This window comes from Stenotrophomonas sp. P5_A8 (genome assembly GCF_056400545.1).
The window spans coordinates 1-18,700 of record NZ_JBFULB010000041.1 but is presented as its reverse complement, the minus strand read 5'-3'; the positions used below and the strand labels follow the sequence as shown (position 1 = coordinate 18,700).

Here is an 18,700-nt window from a genome sequence, read left to right as displayed (position 1 = left end):
GTGTGGGTGGGTGGGCGTGACCGTCGTGCGCCATGGATGGCGCACGCGAGCCTCCACGGATGGATTTACGGCGTGTCCCGCCAACCCACCCACACCGACCCCAATCAGCATGTGTTGAGCGTTGAAGGGTGTTGGCAGACATGCAGCCGACCAACGGTCGGCTCTACGGTCGAACCATGGTGCGTTCCGCGCAGGACGCGGCTCAGCCGTGCAGGCCTTCGATCTCGACCAGCAGTTCGGCGCGACAGACCTCGGCGTGCAACACCACGAAGGCCGGCGCGCCCGGCAGCGCGGCCATCTGCGCGGCTACCGCCGGCATGTCCTCGGCGCGACGCACGTAGACCTTCAGCACCGATCCGGCCCCCAGCGTCGGTGACAGCGACGGCCGTTGCCGGCGGGCCGCGTCCACCAGACTCTGCAGATTGGTCAACGTCTCGCGCAACTGTTCATCCACCGCCCCGGTGTGCTGGGACACATGGCCCACGATCGCTGCCGTTCCCGACTGCAGCAACGGCAAGCCCGTCGCCGCCGGCGCCAGCAGCGCCCGCGAAAAACTCGGCGACTGCGGGCCATACTGGCGTGGATAACGGAACGCGCTCACCTGGCGCGGATTTTCCAACGGCAGCCCGGCGTCGCGCCCTGCCAGCCAGTACACCTGCAGACGCCGCTCGCCGTCGAAGCGCCCGATGCACGTCGCCGCCGGCAACGCTGCCTCGTCCAGTTCGCGCAGCCCCTGCACCCGCCCCACGCAGAAGCGCCGGTACCGCTCCTGGTCGCCGTCGCCCTCGGTCACCGCATCCAGGTAATTCCACGTCCGCAGCAGGTGCGGGAATCCCGAACTGGTCAGAAAGCTACTCATTCTTGCGTAGGCATCTGCTGCGGCCGACGCGATATCCCCGTCCACTTCTTCAATTTCCAGTACCCCGAACAGCACCGTCTCGTTGTGCGACCACCGTACCCCGTCGGTCACCCCGCAGCGCACCGGCGTCGGCGAACGCCATACCTCCACCTGCGCTGGACCGTGCTCGGCCAGCGGCACCTGCAGCCAGCGCGGATCCCCGTCCAGCCGCGCATCACGCGCGCCGAAACCGAAGATCGCCAGCGTGCAGGGATCGGCCAGGGCCGCATCGCGCAACGACGCAGGCGCATAGCCCACGCTGAACAAGGCCGGTCCGGTCGGATGGGAAGCGACCGCCGGGGCCGATGCGTCGTGGATCGTGCTGCTCATTTCAGATTGTGAATGCTGCCAGTGCCAAGGGTGTCATGATAGCGTGCGCTCCTTTTTACGGCGGTGCGTTGGGATGTCCCAGCCGCGCCACCGGGAAGATCGCGTCGCCACGCGCCTGCTGCCCACTCCACCCACGGGGAAGTGTCTGCGGGTCGGGCAGGCCCTGTCCAAGGCGTCGGCGCACCCCTTTCAAGCACTGCGCCCCGGGTGCCCATCAACATGTTGGCGTGAATGATCGAGTTTTCAGTGGTGGATTGGTCGGCCTGGGCACCGGGCCTGACCTCGAAGGAAGCCTGGCAGGCCTGGTCGCAGGCACCGGCATTGCCGCAGGGCGATGACACCCCGGCGTTGTCCGAAGTGCCCGCCATGCAGCGCCGGCGCATCGAGCGGCTCGGGCGCATGGCCATCCAGGCGGCCTGCTGGTGCGAGCAACCCGATGACGGTGGCCAGGTGCCGCTGGTGTTTGCTTCCCGGCATGGCGATGTCGCCCGGTCGATGGAGCTTCTGGACAACCTGTGTGCCGATAACGGCATGTCCCCGACCGCCTTCGGCCTGTCGGTGCACAACGCCGTGGCCGCGCTGTACTCCATCGCCCGCGGCCACCGCGGCAACTACCTGGCCCTGGCCGCCGGCCGGGCCACGGTCGAGACGGCCTGCGTGGAGGCATATGGCCTGCTGGCCGACGGCGCCCCGGAAGTGCGCGTGGTCATCTACGAATCGCAGTTGCCACCGGTCTACGCCGGCTTCGCCGACGAGCCGGACCCGTACTACGCCTGGTGCTGGCGCCTGGCCAGGGCCGACCGTCCCGGCGCCCGGCTGTCGCTGAACTGGAGCGCTGCCGACGCCGACAGCCCGGCCGCCGCGCTACCGCACGGCCTGGAGGCGATGCGCTTCCTGCTTGCCGGCGATGCGAGCCTGCAGCTGGCCGCCGACGGCCAGCAGTGGACCTGGCAGCGCCATGGCTGAGCGCTGGCCGGCCCGTCTGAATCATGCCTGGCGCGTGTTCGGCACCGGCGTCAGCTTTGCCGTGTTCGGTCTGGGCGGCCTGCTGCTGGGCGGGGTGCTGTTCCCGCTGCTGTTCCTGGTCCGCAACCCGCTCCGGCGCCGCGCACTGGCCCGGCGCCTGGTCCAGCTCAGCTTCGCCAGCCACGTCGGCCTGATGCACCGTCTGGGGGTGATGACCTATGAAATCCGGGGGGCCGAGCGCCTGCAGCGCACTGGGCTGCTGATCCTGGCCAACCATCCCACCCTGATCGACGTGGTCCTGCTGATCGCCCAGCTCCCCAACGCCGACTGCGTGGTCAAGCGGGCCGTGGCCTGCAACCCGTTCATGCGCGGCCCGGTGCGGGCGGCCGGCTACGTCTCCAACGACGACGGCGCCGGGCTGATCGACGACTGCATCGCCGCCGTCCAGGCGGGCGGCAACCTGGTGATCTTCCCCGAGGGCACCCGCACGGTCCCCGGCCAGCCGCTGCGGCTGCAGCGCGGGGCGGCCAACATCGCCGTGCGCGGCCGGCTGGACATAACCCCGGTCAGGATCACCTGTACCCCGCCTACCCTGACCAAGGGCCAGAAATGGTATCGTGTGCCATCACGGCGTTTTCACGTTCAGCTGGAAGTCGGGGAAGATCTCCCGATCGCCCCGTTTCTGGTCGTAGCCGGCGACACGCCCAGGGGGGATGCCTTGGCGGCCCGACGCGTGACCGATCATCTTGCCCATTACTTTGACTTCGCTGGAGAACCAAGCCGTGCAGGCACTTGAGCACGAGATCAAGGAATTGATCATTTCATCGCTTTCACTGGAAGACATCACTCCCGAAGACATCGATCCCGCAGCACCCCTGTTTGTCGAGGGACTGGGCCTGGATTCGATTGACGCGCTTGAACTTGGTTTGGCCCTGCAGAAAAAGTACGGTGTCAGCCTGTCCGCGGATTCGGAAGAGACCCGTCGCCATTTCTCCAGCGTGCGTGCCCTGAGCGAGTTTGTCGCCGCACGCCAGCCGTCGTAACGGCGCGTCAGGATTTGCCATGACCAAGAACGAACTTTTCGATCGCATCGTCAAGATCCTCAAGGACAGCTTTGAGATCGAGCCGACGCGCATCACCCCCCAGGCCCGTCTGTACGACGACCTGGACATCGACAGCATCGACGCGGTCGACCTGATCGTGCAGCTCAAGCCGTTGCTCGGCCGCAACCTGCAGCCGGAGGCATTCAAGTCGGTGCGCACCGTGCAGGACATCGTCGACGTGGTGCACGGGCTGTTGCCCGGTCAAGCAGCCGCCTGACGGCTGCCGCAGGACACTGACCATGGTCCGGGTGCGCGTCGCGGCGTTTGCGTTGCTGTCGTTGGCATACCCGCTGGTGGTGTACCTGTCGCTGGGCCGGTTCGAGCCGCGCTGGCTCTCGCTGCTGTTGTTCGGGATGGCCGCGCTGCGCGCGCTGACCACCCGCCAGCCGGTGTGGTGGGTGGCCGCGCTGGGCACCGGCGTGCTGGCGCTGGTGGCCACCGCCTTCAACCAGGCCCTGCCGCTGAAACTGTACCCGGCGCTGGTGAACGCGGTGATGCTGGTGATCTTTGCCACCAGCCTGCGCTTCCCGCCCAGTGCGGTGGAACGCCTGGCGCGGTTGAGCGAACCGGACCTGCCGCCGTTCGCGGTGATCTATACCCGCCGTGTCACCTGGGTGTGGTGCGGTTTCTTTGTTCTCAACGGAAGTCTGGCCCTGGCCACGGCGCTGTGGGCGTCCAACCAGGTCTGGGCGCTCTACAACGGATTGTTGGCGTACGTGATGATGGGTGCTCTGTTTGGCGGGGAATGGCTGGTGCGGCGACGGGTGAAAGCGGCGCACGCCCATGGCTGACTGGATCGCACTGGACCGGCTGGCAGTGTCGCCCTTGCCCGGCCGCATCGTGGGTGAAGCGGCGCACGGCGCCGTGGGCCATCCCGAATTCAGGCAGCAGGTCCTGCGCTGGCAGCAGGCGTTCGCGCGCGCGCCGGGCAGCGACTGGGCGCTGTATTTTGATGACGCCCTGGCCTTTGCCGCCGCCCTGCTGGGCGCCTGGCATGCCGGCAAGCGCGTGTTCCTCGGGGGCGACAACCTGCCGGCCACGCTGGAAGGACTGCGCCCGCGCGTGAGCGGTTTTGCCGGTGATGTGCCCGCCCGCCATGCACCGCTGCAGCCGGACGCCGACGTGCGGACCGATGCGCCGCTGCTGCCGCTGGACGAGAACCAGCTGGAACTGGTGGTGTTCACTTCCGGCAGCACCGGCGCGCCAAGTGCGATCGTCAAGCGCATGCGCCAACTGACCCGCGAAGTGGATGCCCTGCAGGCCGCCTTCGGCGAACAGCTGGAAGGTGCGCAGGTGCATGGCACGGTGTCGCACCAGCATATCTATGGGCTGCTGTTCCGCGTGCTGTGGCCGCTGGCGGCCGGGCGCGCGATCCAGCCACGGCGGTTCTTCCACGAAGACCTGGTCAGTGCGCTGGCGCAGCAGCCCTCGGTGCTGGTGGCCACCCCGGCCCACCTCAAACGCCTGCCCGAACAACTCGACTGGTCCTCGCTCCAGGGCCAGCTGCGCGCGGTGTTTTCCTCCGGTGGCCCCTTGCCGGAAGACGCGGCGCTGCAGGTGCGTGCGCTGTTGGGCGTGGCACCGACCGAAGTCTTTGGCAGCAGCGAAACCGGCGGCATCGCCTGGCGCCGTTGGAGCGCCGACCAGCCGCAGTGGCATCCGCTGCCTGGCGTGGCCTGGCGGGTCGACGATGGCTGCCTGTCGGTGCGCTCGCCGCACCTGCACGACGAGGACTGGTGGCAGACCCAGGACCGCGTAGACGCCGATGCCGGGCGCAGCTTCCGCCTGCTCGGGCGTGCCGACCGCATCGTCAAGATCGAAGAGCGGCGGGTGTCGCTGGATGCGCTGGAACAGCAGCTGCGCCTGCATCCACACGTGCAGGACGTGCGCGTGCTGGTGCTGCCGGGCGCGCGCGAACAGCTGGCGGCCGTGGTCGTGCCACAGCCGGCCGATGTGGCCGGCTGGGACGATGCGCAGCGCCGCCGCCATGCGCAGGCGCTGGGCGCGCACTTGGCCAGCAGCCACGATGCGGTAACGCGTCCACGGCGCTGGCGCTTCGTCGACGAACTGCCGCTCAACGCGCAGGGCAAGGTCACCGCTGCGGCGCTGGCGGCGCTGTTCCGGCCGTTGTTCCCGGTGGTGCAGTGGCAACAGCGCGATGCCGACGCCGCGCGCCTGCTGTTGCCGCTGGATGCGGACCTGATCGCCTTTGACGGGCATTTCCCGCAGGCCAAGATCCTGCCAGGCGTGGTCCAGCTGGACTGGGCGATCCACTACGCGCGCGAGGTCTTCGCCATGCCGCCGCGTTTTGCGCGCATGGATGCGCTGAAATTCCAGCACGTGGCCCGGCCCGGCGATTGCCTGCAGCTCACCCTGGGCTGGGATGCGGTCAAATCGGTGCTGAGCTTCCGCTATGTCTCCGACCACGGCGTGCACGCCAGTGGCCGGGTGGTGTTCGGCGATGCATGAAGCCGCGCGACGTGGCAGGCCGGCGGCGCCGTTCACGCCACTGGTGGTGATTCCGGTCTATGACCATGAACACGCCATCGGTGCGGTCGTGCGCGGCGTACTCGCCAGCGGGCTGCCCTGCCTGCTGGTCGACGATGGCTCGCATGCCGGCTGCGCGCAGGTGCTCGATGCACTGGCCGCCGACCCTGCGGGACAGGTGGCGCTGCTGCGCCTGCCGGTCAACCAGGGCAAGGGCGGTGCGATGCTGGCCGGGTTCGCCGAGGCGGCCCGGCGCGGGCACAGTCACGTGTTGCAGATCGATGCCGACGGCCAGCACGATCCCACCGACATCCCACGCTTCGCCGCCCTGGCGCAGCAGCATCCCGATGCGGTGATCTGCGGCATTCCTGCCTATGACGACAGCGTGCCCAAGGCGCGGCTGTACGGGCGCTATGCCACCCACATCTGGGTGTGGATCAACACCTTGTCGCTGCAGATCCGCGATTCGATGTGCGGCTTCCGGCTGTATCCGCTGGCACCGGTGACGCGGCTGGTGGGCGAGGAGACCATTGGCCGGCGCATGGATTTCGACAGCGAGATCCTGGTGCGCCTGTTCTGGCGCAACGTGCCGGTGATCAGCCTGTCGACCCGGGTCACCTATCCCAGCGACGGCGTGTCGCATTTCCACGTGTGGCGCGACAACGTCCGCATCAGCCGCATGCACACCCGCCTGTTCTTCGGCATGCTCCGGCGCGCGCCGCGGCTGCTGTGGCAGCGTGCTGCCGGAACGCGCGTCGCATGACCGCGCCGGCACCGGCCAACGCGCCGCACTGGGCCGACCTGGGTGAAACCACCTCGGCGGCCGGGGTGCTGTTCCTGTGCTGGGTGCACCGCTGGTTCGGGCGCTGGCCGTTCCGCCTGTGCGTGTACCCGGTGGTGCTGTGCCATTGGCTGGGCAATCGCGTGGCGCGGCAATCCTCGCGGCAGTACCTGCAGCGGCTGCAGGCGCATACCGGCGTGCTCGGCCGCGCGCCGGGGCGCTGGACCAGCCTGAAGCATTTCGCGCTGTTCGCCGACACCCTGCTGGACAAGCTGCTCGGCCTGGGCGGGCGTTATCCGCCCAGCCACCTCCGCCTGCAGCGCGACCTGATGCTGGAAAAGATCGCGCGTCGCGAGGGCGGGTTGATCCTCACCGCGCATATCGGCTGCCTGGAACTGTGCCAGGTGCTGGCCGAACAGGTGCCCGGCTTCCGCATCACCGTGCTGGTGCACACCGCGCATGCGCAGCGTTTCAACCGGCTGATGCAGCGGCTGGATCCGCTGGCCTCGGTGGAGCTGATGCAGGTCACCGACATGGGCCCGGCCACGGCGGTGGAGCTGCAGCGCCGGGTCGGCGAGGGCGGCTTTGTGGCCATCGTCGGCGACCGCGTGCCGCTGCGTGGCGGCCGCACCGTGCCCGCGCCATTCCTCGGCCACGTGGCGCAGTTCCCGATCGGCGCGTATGTGCTGGCCTCCGCGCTGGCCTGCCCGGTCTACACGATGGCGTGCCTGCACGAGGGCAATGGCTACCGCGTGCGCTTCGAGCACTTCAGCGATCGCATCGTGCTGCCCCGCGGCTCGCGCGATGCCGCGCTGACCGCGCAGGCCGAACAGTTTGCCCGTTGGCTTGAAGTACAGGTCACCCAGGCACCCTTGGACTGGTTCAATTTCTTCCCCTTCTGGGATCAGGCATCTCATGGCAAGTAAGTCGTCCCCCATTCGCTTCGGCGATGCACCGCTGACCATCGAAGACGTGGTCGCGCTGTCCCAGCGCAAGGCCGAGGCCGTCGTCACCGATGATCCGGCCTTCACCGCGCGCATCCAGCGCGGCGCCGACTTCCTCGACCGCCTGCTGCGCGAAGACGGCGTCATCTACGGGGTGACCACCGGCTACGGCGATTCGTGCACGGTGAACATTCCGCCGGCGCTGGTGGCCGAGCTGCCGCACCATCTGTTCACCTACCACGGCTGCGGCCTGGGCCGGTTCCTGGATGAAAGCGAGACCCGCGCGGTGATCGCCGCGCGCCTGGCCTCGCTGGTGCGCGGCATGTCCGGGGTCAGCCACCCGCTGCTGCAGGGCCTGGCCACGCTGCTGCGCCATGACGTACTGCCGCTGATTCCGGCCGAAGGCTCGGTCGGTGCCAGTGGCGACCTCACCCCGCTGTCGTACGTGGCCGCCGTGCTGTGCGGCGAGCGCGAGGTGATGTACCAAGGTGCGCGGCGCGCCGCCGCCGAGGTGCTTGCCGAGATCGGCATGACCCCGCTGCGACTGCGCCCCAAGGAAGGCCTGGCGATCATGAACGGCACGGCGGTGATGACCGCGCTGGCCTGCCTGGCCTATGACCGCGCCGACTACCTGACCCGGCTGGCCACCCGCCTGACCGCCTTCAACGTGCTGGCCAGCGACGGCAACGCGCACCACTTCGATGAAATGCTGTTTGCCGCCAAGCCGCACCCGGGCCAGATGCAGATCGCCGCACGCCTGCGCGAAGACCTGCACAGCGATCGTCCACCGCGCAACGAACAGCGCCTGCAGGACCGTTACTCGCTGCGCTGCGCGCCGCACGTGATCGGGGTGGTCCAGGACGCGCTTCCGTTCTTCCGCCAGTTGATCGAAACCGAACTCAACAGCGCCAACGACAACCCGCTGATCGACGCAGAGGGCGAGCGCATCCTGCACGGCGGACACTTCTACGGTGGCCACATCGCCTTCGCGATGGACGCGCTGAAGAACACCATCGCCAACCTGGCCGACCTGCTCGACCGGCAGATGGCGCTGGTGGTGGACGCGCGCTTCAACCATGGCCTGCCGGCCAACCTGTCGGCCGCCACCGGCGAGCGTGCGGCGATCAACCACGGCCTGAAGGCGCTGCAGATCAGCGTGTCGGCGTGGACCGCCGAGGCGCTCAAGCAGACCATGCCGGCCTCGGTGTTCTCGCGTTCCACCGAATGCCACAACCAGGACAAGGTCAGCATGGGCACCATCGCCGCGCGCGACTGCCTGCGCGTGATCGAACTGACCGAACAGGTCGTCGCCGCGTTGCTGATCACCGCCCGGCAGGGCGTGGCGCTGCGCCAGCGGGTAGGCATGAACGCCACCCTGCATGGCGATCTGGACGTGATGTACCAGGATCTGTGCGCGCGCATCGCCCTGGTCGAGGAAGACCGCGCGCTGGATGGCGAATTGCGCGGCCTGCTCGACGATATCCGCGGCCAGCGCTGGGAGTTGTATGTCCAGTCCTGACCTAAGCATCGAAGTGACGTTGTCGCCGACCTTCCACGACTGCGATCCGATGCACGTGGTGTGGCACGGCAACTACTTCAAATACTTCGAGATCGCGCGCTGCGCGCTGCTGCAGCGCTACAACTACGACTACCCGCAGATGCGCGACTCCGGCTATCTCTGGCCGGTGGTGGACGCGCGGGTGAAGTACATCCGCCCGCTGCTGTACGGGCAGGCGCTGCGCGTGCGCGCCACCATCACCGAGTGGGAAAACCGGCTGAAGATCGTCTACGAGATCCTCGATGCCGACAGCGGCACGGTCCTCACCCGTGCCTACACCATCCAGGTGGCGGTGGATGCGACCACCAATGAAATGCTGTACCTGTGCCCGTCCGTGCTGTGGGACCGTCTGGGAGTGGAAGTGAAATGAATGCTGTGCTGCGCACGCTGGTCGTGCTGTTGTCGTTGCTCGTGGCGGTGCCGGCGTTGGCCGCGCCCGCTACTGCCGATGTCGATCTGGTCAAGCAGCGCGTGGCCAAGGTTGGCGTGCTGCATGGGGAGTTCACCCAGGAAAAGCAGGTCGCCGGCTTCAAGAATCCGCTGCGTTCGCAGGGCCGCTTCGTACTGGCCCAGGACCATGGCGTGATCTGGACCACGCTCAAGCCGTTCCCGTCCGAGGTGGTGGTGACCCGCGACCGCATCCTCAGCCGGCAGCGCGATGGCAGCAGCCGGGTCGAACTGGATGGCCGCCAGCAGCCGGCGATGCGCTCGGTCAACGCGATCATGTTCGCGCTGATGAGCGGCGACGCACAGGCGTTGTCGGTGCAGTTCACGGTCAAGGTCGAGGCGCTGCCCGACAACGGCTGGAGAATGCAGCTCACCCCGCGCTCGACGATGCTCGGCAAGGTGTTCACCGCGCTCACCCTGAGCGGTGACCGCTACGTGCGGCAGGTGCAGATCACCGAAGCCAACCAGGATGTCACCCGCATCCAGTTCGCCGGCATGAGCGAGACCCCGGCACAGCTGAGCGCCGATGAGGGTCGCAAGTTTGAATGAGTCGCTGCGCAACCGGCTGGGCAATGCCTTGACCCCGAACGGGCGGCTGCAGCGCGTGTGGCGCTGGCTGGCCATCGTCTGGCTGCTGGTGCTGATCGGCCTGGGTGCACAGCAATGGCACCTGTGGAAAAGCCAGTCGCGGATCGACACCGACATCCTGGCGCTGTTGCCGCAGGATGCCAACGACCGGCTGCTGTCCGACGTCACCCGGCGCATCGCCGATGCCAACGCGCGGCAGATCGTGGTGTTGCTGGGCAGCGCCGACGCGGCGCAGACCAAAGCGGCCGAACAGGCCTTCCGCGCCTCGCTGCGCGACAGCGCCGAGGGCAAGGCGCTGCTGGTGGAAAGCGGGTCGATCGAAGGCTGGTTCGAACAGGCGCGCGCCTTTTACGCGCCCTACCGCGACCGTCTGCTCACCAGCGACCAGCGCCAGCGCCTGCAGGCCCAGCCGGTCGATGGGCTGGCCGAATCGGCACTGGCGGCGCTGTACGGCCCGATGGGCGCGCCCCGGCTGACCGAATGGCGGCAGGACCCGCTGTCGCTGTGGCCGCAGTGGTGGCAGGAGCGTGCGCTGGGGTCGGGCCTGCGCGTGGGCGATGACGGCCTCCTTGAAGCCGATGGCAAGCATTGGTCGATCGTGCAGTACGACACGGTCGGCTCGGCGTTCCAGCTCGATGGCGAGCGTCATATCGACACGCTGCTGGATGCGGCGACCGCCGCAGCCGACAAGCAGGCGCCCGGGCTGGAGGTACTGCGCGCCGGCGTGCCGCTGCATGCTGAAGCGGCCGCGGTACAGGCCAACCGCGAGATCAACACGATCGGCTGGGGCTCGCTGGCCGCCGTGCTGCTGCTGGTCTGGCTGGCCTTCCGTTCGCTGCGCCCGATCCTGCTGGTGGCCGCCTCGCTGCTGATCGGCTGCGGCGTCGCGCTGGCGGTGACGGTGCTGGTGTTCGGCAAGGTGCACGTGCTGACCCTGGTGTTCGGTGCGTCGCTGGTCGGCGTGGCCGAGGACTACGGCATCCACTGGTTCGCGTCGCGCCAGGCCGAACCGGCCGACCGCCGCTGGAAGCTGTTGCGCCACCTGCTGCCCGGCCTGTGGCTGGCCCTGCTGACCAGCGCGCTGGCCTACCTGGCGCTGGGCCTGGCCCCGTTCCCCGGCCTGCGCCAGATGGCGCTGTTCTCGGTGGTCGGGCTGGCAGGCGCGTTCCTGACCGTGATCTTCTGGTTCCCCTGGCTGGATGGCGGCGAAATCCGCGCCACCGGCTTCTCGCGCTGGCTGGGCAACACGCTGGAACGCTGGCCGCGCCTGCACGGGCGCAAGGCCGTGCTGTTCCTGGGTGTGGTGGCCGTGTTCTCGGCGGTCGGCATCGCGCGGCTGGGCAGCAATGACGACCTGCGCAGCCTGCAGTCCTCGCCCAAGACCCTGATCGACCAGCAGATCCGCATCAGCCAGATGCTGGGCATGCCCAGCCCGGCGCAGTTCTATCTGGTGCAGGGCGATGACGCCGAACAGGTACTGCAGCGCGAGGAAGCGCTGGTCGAACGCCTGCGCGTGCTGTCCACCAGGAAGCAGATCGGCGGCTACCGCGCGATCAGCGACTGGCTGCCGTCACGCCAGCGCCAGCACGCCGATGCCGCACTCACCGCCAAGGTCGAGCCGCAGGTGCTCGGCAAGGTGGGCCAGGCGGTCGGCGAACCGCTGGTGCGCCCGGATTACGCGGCGCAGGACCTGGACGCCGACGCGTTCCTGGCCTCGCCGGCGGCGATGCCGTTCCGGCATCTGTGGCTGGGCAAGGTCGGTGGCGGACTGGCGTCGGTGGTGATGGTGGACGACCTGTCCCGCACCGATGCCCTGACCTTGCTGGAAGCGCAGGCCGAAGGCATCCCGGGCGTGCGCTGGGTCGATCGCACCGCCGATTTCTCCAAGCTGCTCAAGCACTACCGCAAGCTGATGAGCGTGCTGCTGCTGGTCGGCATCGTGCTGGTATTCGCGGTGCTCTACTGGCGCTACCGCGCCCAGGCGTGGCGCGTGTTCGCCCCGACCCTGGTGGCCGGCGCGCTGACCCTGGCCCTGCTGGGCCTGTTCGGCCAGCCGCTGCAGCTGTTCAATGTGCTGGCGCTGATGCTGCTGCTGGGCATGGGCATCGATTACGGCATCTTCCTGATCGAGCACCGCGGCGATGCCAGTGCGTGGCTGGCGGTGTGCGTGGGCGCGGCCAGTACCTGGCTGTCGTTCGGCCTGCTTGGCCTGTCGGCCACGCCGGCGCTGCGTGCGTTCGGGCTGACCCTGTTGTTCGGCATCGGTCTGGTGTGGATGATCTCGCCGCTGTTCCGGCCGCCGCCGCACGACGCCCCGCAGTGAGTCGCCCGCCTGTCCTTCCTTCTCCCACGTTTTCCTGATCAAGGATGTATCGATGAACCCGCAAGTGGAAACAACCGAGATCCTCGTCATCGGCGCAGGCCCGGCCGGTTCCGTTGCTGCGGCCATGCTGCGCAGGCAGGGTCGTCAGGTGCTGATGCTGGAGCGCCAGCAGTTCCCGCGTTTCTCGATCGGCGAGAGCCTGCTGCCGCAGAGCATGGAATACATCGAAGCGGCAGGCCTGCTGCAGGATGTGGTGCAGGCCGGGTTCCAGTACAAGAACGGCGCTGCCTTCGTGCGCGGCGAGGCCAGCACCGAATTCGATTTCCGCGACAAGTTCTCGCCCGGTTGGGGCACCACCTACCAGGTACAGCGCGCCGACTTCGATGACGTGCTCGCGCGCGGCGCCGAGCGCATGGGCGCCACCCTGCGCTTCGGCGATGAAGTGCTGTCGGTGCAGCCCGGTCGCCCGGCGCGGGTGCAGGTACGCCGTCCCGATGGCAGCGAGTACACCATCGACGCCGGCTTCATCCTCGACGCCAGTGGTTTCGCACGGTTGCTGCCGCGCTTGTTGAACCTGGAATCGCCGTCGAACTTCCCGGTGCGCGGGGCGATCTTCTGCCACGTGCGCGACCACATCCCGGCCGGCGCGGGCTTTGACCGCAACAAGATCCTGATCACCACCCATCCCGAACACGTGGACGTGTGGTACTGGACCATCCCCTTCTCCAATGGCTGCTGCTCGCTGGGCGTGGTCGCCGAGCCGAGCTTCTTCGAAAAATACCCCGGTACCGACCTGGAGAAACTGCAGGCGATCGTCGGCGAAGACCCCAATCTGACCCGCCTGCTCAAGAACGCCGAATGGGCGGTGCTGCCGGTGCGTACCATCACCGGCTACTCGGCCAACGTCAGCGCGCTGTGGGGCGAGGGCTATGCGCTGCTCGGCAATGCCGGCGAGTTCCTCGACCCGGTGTTTTCCTCCGGCGTCACCATCGCCTTCAAGTCCGCGCAGCTGGCCAGTGACTGCCTGGCCCGCGAACATGCCGGTGAAGCCGTGGATTGGGAGCAGGACTTCTCCATCCCGCTGCGCGCCGGGGTGAAGACCTTCCGGCGCTTCGTCGAAGCCTGGTACGCCGGCGGCTTCCAGAAGATCATCTACCACCCCGCCCAGCAGCCCGAACTGCGCCGCATGATCTCCTCGATCCTGGCCGGTTACGCGTGGGACACCAATAATCCGTACGTGGCCGATGCAACCGGTCGCCGCCTGCGGGTGCTGGAGGAACTGTGCACCGTCTGATCGCCTCCCTGCTGCTGTGCCTGCTGCTGGCGTCCTGCGCCAGCACCCGCATGCCCGCGCCCCTGGTGCAGCTGCCGACCCTGCAGTTGGCGCCGTCGGCGCTGCCGCAGCCGCTGCAGTTGCAGCAGCGCCTGCAGTTCCGCTTCGGCACCCACGAACGCGAACTGGATGCGCTGCTCGAGGCCGATGGCAGCCAGGTACGGCTGGCGGTGCAGGCAATGGGCCAGACCGGCGTGCGCATGGTCTGGGACGGCACCACGCTGGAACAGACCCGTGCGCCCTGGCTGCCACCGCAGGTGCGTGGCGAGCGCGTGCTGGACGACCTGCAGTTCGCGCTGTGGCCGGCCGCGGCGATCCGCGCGGCGCTGCCGGCCGGCTGGACGCTGGTGGACGCCGGTGGCGAGCGTCGGTTGGAGCAGGGCGGCAAGGCGTGGTTGCTGTTGGAACCGCTGCCCGACGGCCGGGTGCGCCTGCGCAACCTGGCCGAAGGCTATGAACTGGTGATTGAATCGTTGGACATGGAACAGGCACCGCCGTGAGCAGTAGCAGCCGCGCGATCTATCTGAATGAACTGGGCGTGGTCTGCGCGCTCGGCGGCGACCGCGCGCAGGTGGGTCAGGGTCTGTTCGCCGACCAGCCTGGCGGCCTGCGCGACAACGACCAGCTGATCGCCGGGCGCACCCTGGCGCTGGGCGAAGTGGCCACGCCGCTGCCGGACCTGTCCGCGCTGCCGGTGGCGCTGCGCGGGCGCAACAACGCGCTGCTGGAAGCGGCCCTGGTGCAGATCCGCCCGGCGGTGGATGCGGCGATCGCCCGTTACGGCGCGCAGCGCGTGGCGGTGATCATCGGCACCAGTACCTCGGGCATCGGCGAATCGGAAAATGCCCTGCGCTGCCACCGTGACCACGGCCAGTGGCCGGACGACTTCCATTACGCCCAACAGGAAATGGGCACCTCGGCGCGTTTCGTGCGCGAGCGCATTGGCAGCAGCGGCCCGGCGTGGACGATCTCCACCGCGTGTTCGTCCAGCGCCAAGGCGCTGATGTCGGCCGCGCGCCTGCTGCGCGCCGGGGTGGTCGATGCGGTCGTCGCCGGCGGCGCCGATTCGCTGTGCCGCTTCACCGTGGCCGGATTCAGCGCGCTGGAGTCGGTCTCGGCCGCGCGCTGCAATCCGTTTTCGGCCAACCGCAACGGCATCAATATCGGCGAGGGCGCCGCGCTGTTCCTGATGACCGCAGAACCCGGCCCGGTGCGTCTGTCCGGCTGGGGCGAGTCGTCCGACGCGCACCACATGTCCGCCCCCGATCCGCAGGCACGCGGCGCCATCGATGCGATGCAGCAGGCGCTGGACCGCGCCGGGCTGTCGGCCGCACAGGTGGACTATGTCAACCTGCACGGCACCGCCACCGGCCACAACGATGCGATGGAAAGCCAGGCCGTTGCCGCCGTACTGGGCACGCGCGTGCCAGCCAGTTCGACCAAACCGCTGACCGGGCACACCCTGGGCGCGTCCGGGGCGATCGAGGCGGCGCTGTGCTGGATGGTCCTGGCCGACAACCCGCGCCAGCAGCTGCCCACCCACTGGTGGGACGGGCAGGCCGACGCCGCGTTGCCGGCACTGGCCCTGGTCGCGCCGGGCACCCTGGCCGCGCACCCGCCGCAGCATGTGCTCAGCCACTCGTTCGCCTTCGGCGGCAGYAACGCCGTGCTGGCACTGGCACGGGCATGAGCATGCCGCTGCCGCACAACATCGATGACGTGCTCCCGCACCGCGACAGCATGCGCCTGATCGACCGGCTGCTGGACTGGCAGCCCGAGTCGATCGTGGTCGAAGTGGACGTGCCCGCGCATGGCCTGTTCACCACGCCTGAGGGCGTCCCGGCCTGGGTGGGCGTGGAATACATGGCGCAGGCGATCGCGGCCTGGGCCGGGTGCAAGGCGCGCCAGGCCGGACGCGAGCCGTCCATCGGTTTCCTGCTGGGCACCCGCCGCTACACCGCGCACCAGCCGTACTTCGCGGCGGGCACCTGCCTGCGTGTAGAGGCACAGTGCGAGCTGATGGGCGAAAATGGCCTGGGCATGTTCGCCTGCCGGATCCTGGCAGGTGCTGACGAATTGGCGGTCGCCAACGTTTCCGTGTTTGAACCACGCGATGCGATGGCCTATCTGGAGAGTGGAGAGGCATGACAGGGAATCTGACGGTGCTGGTGACCGGCGCCAGCCGGGGCATCGGCCGCGCCGTGGCGCTGCGGATCGCGCGCGACGGCTTCGACGTGGTGGTGCATTGCCGCAGCCGCATCGAGGAAGCACAGGCGGTGGTCGCCGATATCCAGGCGCTGGGCCGGCAGGCGCGCGTGCTGATGTTCGACGTGTCCGACCGCGATGCCGCGCGTACCGCGCTGGAGGCCGACGTGGAAGCACACGGCGCCTACTACGGGGTGGTGTGCAATGCGGGCATCGCCCGTGACGGCGCTTTCCCGGCGATGCCGGCCGAGGACTGGGACGCGGTGGTGCACACCAACCTGGACAGCTTCTACAACGTGCTGCACCCGCTGGTGATGCCGATGGTGCGGCGGCGCAAGCCGGGCCGCATCGTCACCCTGTCCTCGGTGTCGGGGCTGGTCGGCAACCGTGGCCAGACCAATTACAGTGCGGCCAAGGCCGGCATCATCGGTGCCACCAAGGCGCTGGCACTGGAACTGGCCAGCCGCGCGATCACCGTCAACTGCGTGGCGCCGGGGCTGATCGAGACCGAGATGGTCAATCAGGAAGTGCTCGACCACGCGCTGAAACTCATTCCCGCCGGACGCATGGGTCAGCCGGACGAGGTCGCCCACGCCGTCTCCTTCCTGCTGTCCGAATCGGCCGGCTACATCACCCGCCAGGTGATCTCGGTCAATGGAGGCATGGTCTGATGCGTAGAACCGATCGTCGCGTGGTGGTCACCGGTGCCGCCGCGCTCAGTCCGCTGGGCCACGACTGGCCGAGCATCCGCGAGCGTCTGCACGCCCGCGTCAACGCGGTGCGTTACATCCCCGAGTGGGAAGTCTTCGACGGCCTCAACACCCGCCTGGCCGCGCCGGTACAGGACTATGACCTGCCGGCGCACTACAACCGCAAGACCACCCGCAGCATGGGCAAGGTGGCGGTGATGTCGGTGCGCGCCACCGAGCTGGCGCTGGAAGCGGCCGGCCTGCTCGGCCACCCGGTGCTGCGCAGTGGCATGGCCGGCGTCGCCTACGGGTCGTCCTCGGGCAGCCACGAGGCCACCGCCGAGTTCGGTCGCATGCTCCACGAGCACACCACCGAGGGCATCAGCGCCACCACGTACCTGAAGATGATGAGCCACACCTCGCCGGTCAACATCGGGGTGTTCTTCGGCCTGTCCGGGCGCGTCTACACCACCTCCAGCGCCTGCACCTCGGGCAGCCAGGGCGTGGGCGCCGGCTACGAGGCGATCCGCAGCGGCAAGCAACTGGTGATGGTCACCGGTGGCGCCGAGCAGCTCGATGCGACCGCCGCGGCGGTGTTCGACACGTTGTTTGCCACCAGCGTGCGCAACGATGCGCCGCAGACCACGCCGAGCCCGTTCGATGCCAACCGCGACGGCCTGGTGCTGGGCGAGGGCGCCGGTACGCTGATCCTGGAAGAGCTGGAGCACGCGCAGGCGCGCGGTGCCACGATCCTGGCCGAGGTGGTGGGCTATGGCACCAACAGCGATGGCCAGCACGTCACCCAGCCGAGCGCGGACACGATGGCCCAGGCGATGCGCCTGGCGCTGGAAGATGCGGGCCTGGACGCGGCGCAGATCGGCTACGTCAACGCGCACGGCACCGCCACCGACCACGGCGACATCGCCGAGACCCAGGCTACCGCGCAGGTGTTCGGGCCAGGCATGCCAATCAGTTCCTTGAAGAGCTACGTGGGCCACATGCTCGGTGCCTGCGGCGCGTTCGAGGCCTGGATGACGATCGAGATGATGCGCGAGGGCTGGTTCGCGCCGACCTTGAATCTGCACGCGGTGGACCCGCGCTGCGGCGCGCTGGATTTCATCCAGGGCGAAGGCCGCGCGCTGCAGACCGACTATGTCATGAGCAACAATTTCGCCTTCGGCGGGATCAACACGTCGTTGATCTTCCGTCGCTGGCAGGACTGATGTACCCGGCCCGGATCCGGGCCGGTTTCCCACGCACCACCCTGCGCCCCACCAACAAGGAGAAGTTTGAATGCGTCGTTTTGCCCTGATTGCCGCCACCGCGTTGCTCGCCGTCGCCAGCACCGCCCAGGCCCGTGATACCCGTGTCGAACAGTCGCTGCGTGAGCTGGTGAGCTCGCAGGCCGCACGCGATGCCGGGATCGACGGCAGCGTGCGTTTCTACCTGGCCGGCGAGAAGGTCAACGTCCAGCAGCGCTTCGGCGAGGACGTGACCAACAAGAAGACCAACGCGGCCAACAAGAGCGACGAGGAGGCCTGCCGCTGGGTGGCCCTGTCGGCGCTGCGCGCGCTGCAGGACGGCGCCAAGTCGCGTAACGCCAACGCGGTGGTGGACATCGTGAGCTACTACAAGAAGAACGAGTTCAAGAGCGCGACCAACTACGAGTGCTACGCCGGCACCATCATGGCCGGCGTAGCCCTCAAGGGCACCTACGCCAAGGTCAAGTAAGGTCGCAGTGCCACCGCTCTTGTTGAGCGGTGGCCGTGGATCCAGAAGCAACCGCTACAGCTACAGCTACAGCTACAAGCAGCTTTTGCTCTACTACTGTCGCTGGCAGGGCAGGCGTGTGTGGGTTKCCGGGGCACGCCGTAGATCCGTCCATGGAGGCTCGGTGTTGCCATCCATGGCAACACACGGCCCCGGCAACCCACACACGCCCGCCCTTCGACAGGTTCACGGTGTGCAAGGGAAAGCCCAAGCCCAAGCCGAAGCCCAAGGCCTGCTTCGCCAGCACCTACCGCGCGGCCCAAGATCCACCGGTAGTG

At 68.3% G+C, this 18,700-nt stretch carries 20 protein-coding genes; 19 read left to right on the top strand and 1 reads right to left on the bottom strand.

Translation table 11 applies throughout. The features are described from left to right. Positions 1–202 precede the first annotated feature (202 nt). Positions 203–1,228 (bottom strand): chorismate transformation FkbO/Hyg5 family protein, encoded by a 1,026-nt coding sequence (locus AC1DQP_RS05085; RefSeq protein ID WP_256777360.1) that lies wholly within the window; start codon positions 1,226–1,228, stop codon positions 203–205. A gap of 231 nt (positions 1,229–1,459) precedes the next feature. On the opposite strand from AC1DQP_RS05085, the gene AC1DQP_RS05080 reads away from it, so the two are divergent. The 19 genes from AC1DQP_RS05080 (at position 1,460) to AC1DQP_RS04990 (ending at position 18,383) form a co-directional block, all read left to right on the top strand. Continuing rightward, positions 1,460–2,194 (top strand): beta-ketoacyl synthase chain length factor, encoded by a 735-nt coding sequence (locus AC1DQP_RS05080; protein ID WP_256777359.1) that lies wholly within the window; start codon positions 1,460–1,462, stop codon positions 2,192–2,194. Next, the gene (locus AC1DQP_RS05075) at positions 2,187–2,990 is read left to right on the top strand and encodes a lysophospholipid acyltransferase family protein (RefSeq protein WP_256777358.1); all 804 of its coding nucleotides are present in this window, start codon (positions 2,187–2,189) and stop codon (positions 2,988–2,990) included. The genes AC1DQP_RS05080 and AC1DQP_RS05075 overlap by 8 nt, the downstream gene beginning before the upstream one ends. Then, the gene (locus AC1DQP_RS05070; protein ID WP_228886160.1) at positions 2,977–3,237 is read left to right on the top strand and encodes a phosphopantetheine-binding protein; all 261 of its coding nucleotides are present in this window, start codon (positions 2,977–2,979) and stop codon (positions 3,235–3,237) included. The genes AC1DQP_RS05075 and AC1DQP_RS05070 overlap by 14 nt, the downstream gene beginning before the upstream one ends. A 19-nt stretch (positions 3,238–3,256) precedes the next feature. Further along, positions 3,257–3,514 carry an acyl carrier protein gene (locus tag AC1DQP_RS05065; protein ID WP_256777357.1) on the top strand — a complete coding sequence of 86 codons (258 nt, stop codon included), beginning with the start codon at positions 3,257–3,259 and terminating at the stop codon, positions 3,512–3,514. Between the two features lie 22 nt (positions 3,515–3,536). After that, a complete protein-coding gene (locus AC1DQP_RS05060; RefSeq protein WP_256777356.1) occupies positions 3,537–4,088 on the top strand; it encodes a COG4648 family protein in 552 nt (183 codons plus the stop codon). Further along, positions 4,081–5,766: an ApeI family dehydratase gene (locus tag AC1DQP_RS05055; protein WP_457319014.1), complete on the top strand. Its 1,686-nt coding sequence runs from the start codon at positions 4,081–4,083 to the stop codon at positions 5,764–5,766. Before AC1DQP_RS05060 ends, AC1DQP_RS05055 begins: the two co-directional genes overlap by 8 nt. Continuing rightward, complete coding sequence (locus AC1DQP_RS05050; RefSeq protein WP_457319013.1) at positions 5,759–6,547, top strand: glycosyltransferase family 2 protein; 789 nt, start codon at positions 5,759–5,761, stop codon at positions 6,545–6,547. The genes AC1DQP_RS05055 and AC1DQP_RS05050 overlap by 8 nt, the downstream gene beginning before the upstream one ends. Continuing rightward, positions 6,544–7,491, top strand: a complete 948-nt coding sequence (locus AC1DQP_RS05045) for an LpxL/LpxP family acyltransferase (RefSeq protein WP_256777353.1) — start codon at positions 6,544–6,546, stop codon at positions 7,489–7,491. The genes AC1DQP_RS05050 and AC1DQP_RS05045 overlap by 4 nt, the downstream gene beginning before the upstream one ends. Further along, entirely contained in the window at positions 7,481–9,028 is a 1,548-nt protein-coding gene (locus AC1DQP_RS05040) for an HAL/PAL/TAL family ammonia-lyase (RefSeq protein ID WP_457319010.1), read from the top strand. Before AC1DQP_RS05045 ends, AC1DQP_RS05040 begins: the two co-directional genes overlap by 11 nt. Continuing rightward, a complete protein-coding gene (locus AC1DQP_RS05035; protein WP_457319009.1) occupies positions 9,015–9,437 on the top strand; it encodes an acyl-CoA thioesterase in 423 nt (140 codons plus the stop codon). Before AC1DQP_RS05040 ends, AC1DQP_RS05035 begins: the two co-directional genes overlap by 14 nt. Then, the gene (locus tag AC1DQP_RS05030; protein ID WP_457319008.1) at positions 9,434–10,063 is read left to right on the top strand and encodes an outer membrane lipoprotein carrier protein LolA; all 630 of its coding nucleotides are present in this window, start codon (positions 9,434–9,436) and stop codon (positions 10,061–10,063) included. The genes AC1DQP_RS05035 and AC1DQP_RS05030 overlap by 4 nt, the downstream gene beginning before the upstream one ends. Next, on the top strand, positions 10,041–12,425 hold the full coding sequence (locus AC1DQP_RS05025; protein WP_457319007.1) for an MMPL family transporter: 2,385 nt from the start codon (positions 10,041–10,043) through the stop codon (positions 12,423–12,425). Before AC1DQP_RS05030 ends, AC1DQP_RS05025 begins: the two co-directional genes overlap by 23 nt. A gap of 52 nt (positions 12,426–12,477) precedes the next feature. After that, the gene (locus AC1DQP_RS05020; RefSeq protein WP_478051200.1) at positions 12,478–13,719 is read left to right on the top strand and encodes an NAD(P)/FAD-dependent oxidoreductase; all 1,242 of its coding nucleotides are present in this window, start codon (positions 12,478–12,480) and stop codon (positions 13,717–13,719) included. Beyond that, positions 13,707–14,258, top strand: a complete 552-nt coding sequence (locus AC1DQP_RS05015) for a DUF3261 domain-containing protein (RefSeq protein WP_457319005.1) — start codon at positions 13,707–13,709, stop codon at positions 14,256–14,258. Before AC1DQP_RS05020 ends, AC1DQP_RS05015 begins: the two co-directional genes overlap by 13 nt. After that, positions 14,255–15,448, top strand: coding sequence for a beta-ketoacyl-[acyl-carrier-protein] synthase family protein (locus AC1DQP_RS05010; protein WP_457319004.1), 1,194 nt, complete (start codon positions 14,255–14,257; stop codon positions 15,446–15,448). The genes AC1DQP_RS05015 and AC1DQP_RS05010 overlap by 4 nt, the downstream gene beginning before the upstream one ends. Beyond that, positions 15,445–15,906, top strand: coding sequence for a hotdog family protein (locus AC1DQP_RS05005; protein ID WP_256777345.1), 462 nt, complete (start codon positions 15,445–15,447; stop codon positions 15,904–15,906). The genes AC1DQP_RS05010 and AC1DQP_RS05005 overlap by 4 nt, the downstream gene beginning before the upstream one ends. Next, entirely contained in the window at positions 15,903–16,634 is a 732-nt protein-coding gene (gene fabG, locus AC1DQP_RS05000; RefSeq protein WP_256777344.1) for a 3-oxoacyl-ACP reductase FabG, read from the top strand. The genes AC1DQP_RS05005 and fabG overlap by 4 nt, the downstream gene beginning before the upstream one ends. After that, entirely contained in the window at positions 16,634–17,875 is a 1,242-nt protein-coding gene (locus AC1DQP_RS04995) for a beta-ketoacyl-ACP synthase (protein WP_256777343.1), read from the top strand. Before fabG ends, AC1DQP_RS04995 begins: the two co-directional genes overlap by 1 nt. Before the next feature lie 70 nt (positions 17,876–17,945). After that, positions 17,946–18,383 carry an excinuclease ATPase subunit gene (locus AC1DQP_RS04990; protein WP_256777342.1) on the top strand — a complete coding sequence of 146 codons (438 nt, stop codon included), beginning with the start codon at positions 17,946–17,948 and terminating at the stop codon, positions 18,381–18,383. Positions 18,384–18,700 lie beyond the last annotated feature (317 nt).

Coding starts and splice junctions, on each gene's coding strand:
- AC1DQP_RS05060 (WP_256777356.1), top strand. CDS start 3,537: ATGGTCCGGGTGCGCGTCGCGGCGTTTGCGTTGCTGTCGTTGGCATAC.
- AC1DQP_RS05050 (WP_457319013.1), top strand. CDS start 5,759: ATGCATGAAGCCGCGCGACGTGGCAGGCCGGCGGCGCCGTTCACGCCA.
- AC1DQP_RS04995 (WP_256777343.1), top strand. CDS start 16,634: ATGCGTAGAACCGATCGTCGCGTGGTGGTCACCGGTGCCGCCGCGCTC.
- AC1DQP_RS05005 (WP_256777345.1), top strand. CDS start 15,445: ATGAGCATGCCGCTGCCGCACAACATCGATGACGTGCTCCCGCACCGC.
- fabG (WP_256777344.1), top strand. CDS start 15,903: ATGACAGGGAATCTGACGGTGCTGGTGACCGGCGCCAGCCGGGGCATC.
- AC1DQP_RS05045 (WP_256777353.1), top strand. CDS start 6,544: ATGACCGCGCCGGCACCGGCCAACGCGCCGCACTGGGCCGACCTGGGT.
- AC1DQP_RS05025 (WP_457319007.1), top strand. CDS start 10,041: ATGAGGGTCGCAAGTTTGAATGAGTCGCTGCGCAACCGGCTGGGCAAT.
- AC1DQP_RS05030 (WP_457319008.1), top strand. CDS start 9,434: ATGAATGCTGTGCTGCGCACGCTGGTCGTGCTGTTGTCGTTGCTCGTG.
- AC1DQP_RS05085 (WP_256777360.1), bottom strand. CDS start 1,228: ATGAGCAGCACGATCCACGACGCATCGGCCCCGGCGGTCGCTTCCCAT.
- AC1DQP_RS05020 (WP_478051200.1), top strand. CDS start 12,478: ATGAACCCGCAAGTGGAAACAACCGAGATCCTCGTCATCGGCGCAGGC.
- AC1DQP_RS05040 (WP_457319010.1), top strand. CDS start 7,481: ATGGCAAGTAAGTCGTCCCCCATTCGCTTCGGCGATGCACCGCTGACC.
- AC1DQP_RS05055 (WP_457319014.1), top strand. CDS start 4,081: ATGGCTGACTGGATCGCACTGGACCGGCTGGCAGTGTCGCCCTTGCCC.
- AC1DQP_RS05035 (WP_457319009.1), top strand. CDS start 9,015: ATGTCCAGTCCTGACCTAAGCATCGAAGTGACGTTGTCGCCGACCTTC.
- AC1DQP_RS04990 (WP_256777342.1), top strand. CDS start 17,946: ATGCGTCGTTTTGCCCTGATTGCCGCCACCGCGTTGCTCGCCGTCGCC.
- AC1DQP_RS05080 (WP_256777359.1), top strand. CDS start 1,460: ATGATCGAGTTTTCAGTGGTGGATTGGTCGGCCTGGGCACCGGGCCTG.
- AC1DQP_RS05075 (WP_256777358.1), top strand. CDS start 2,187: ATGGCTGAGCGCTGGCCGGCCCGTCTGAATCATGCCTGGCGCGTGTTC.
- AC1DQP_RS05065 (WP_256777357.1), top strand. CDS start 3,257: ATGACCAAGAACGAACTTTTCGATCGCATCGTCAAGATCCTCAAGGAC.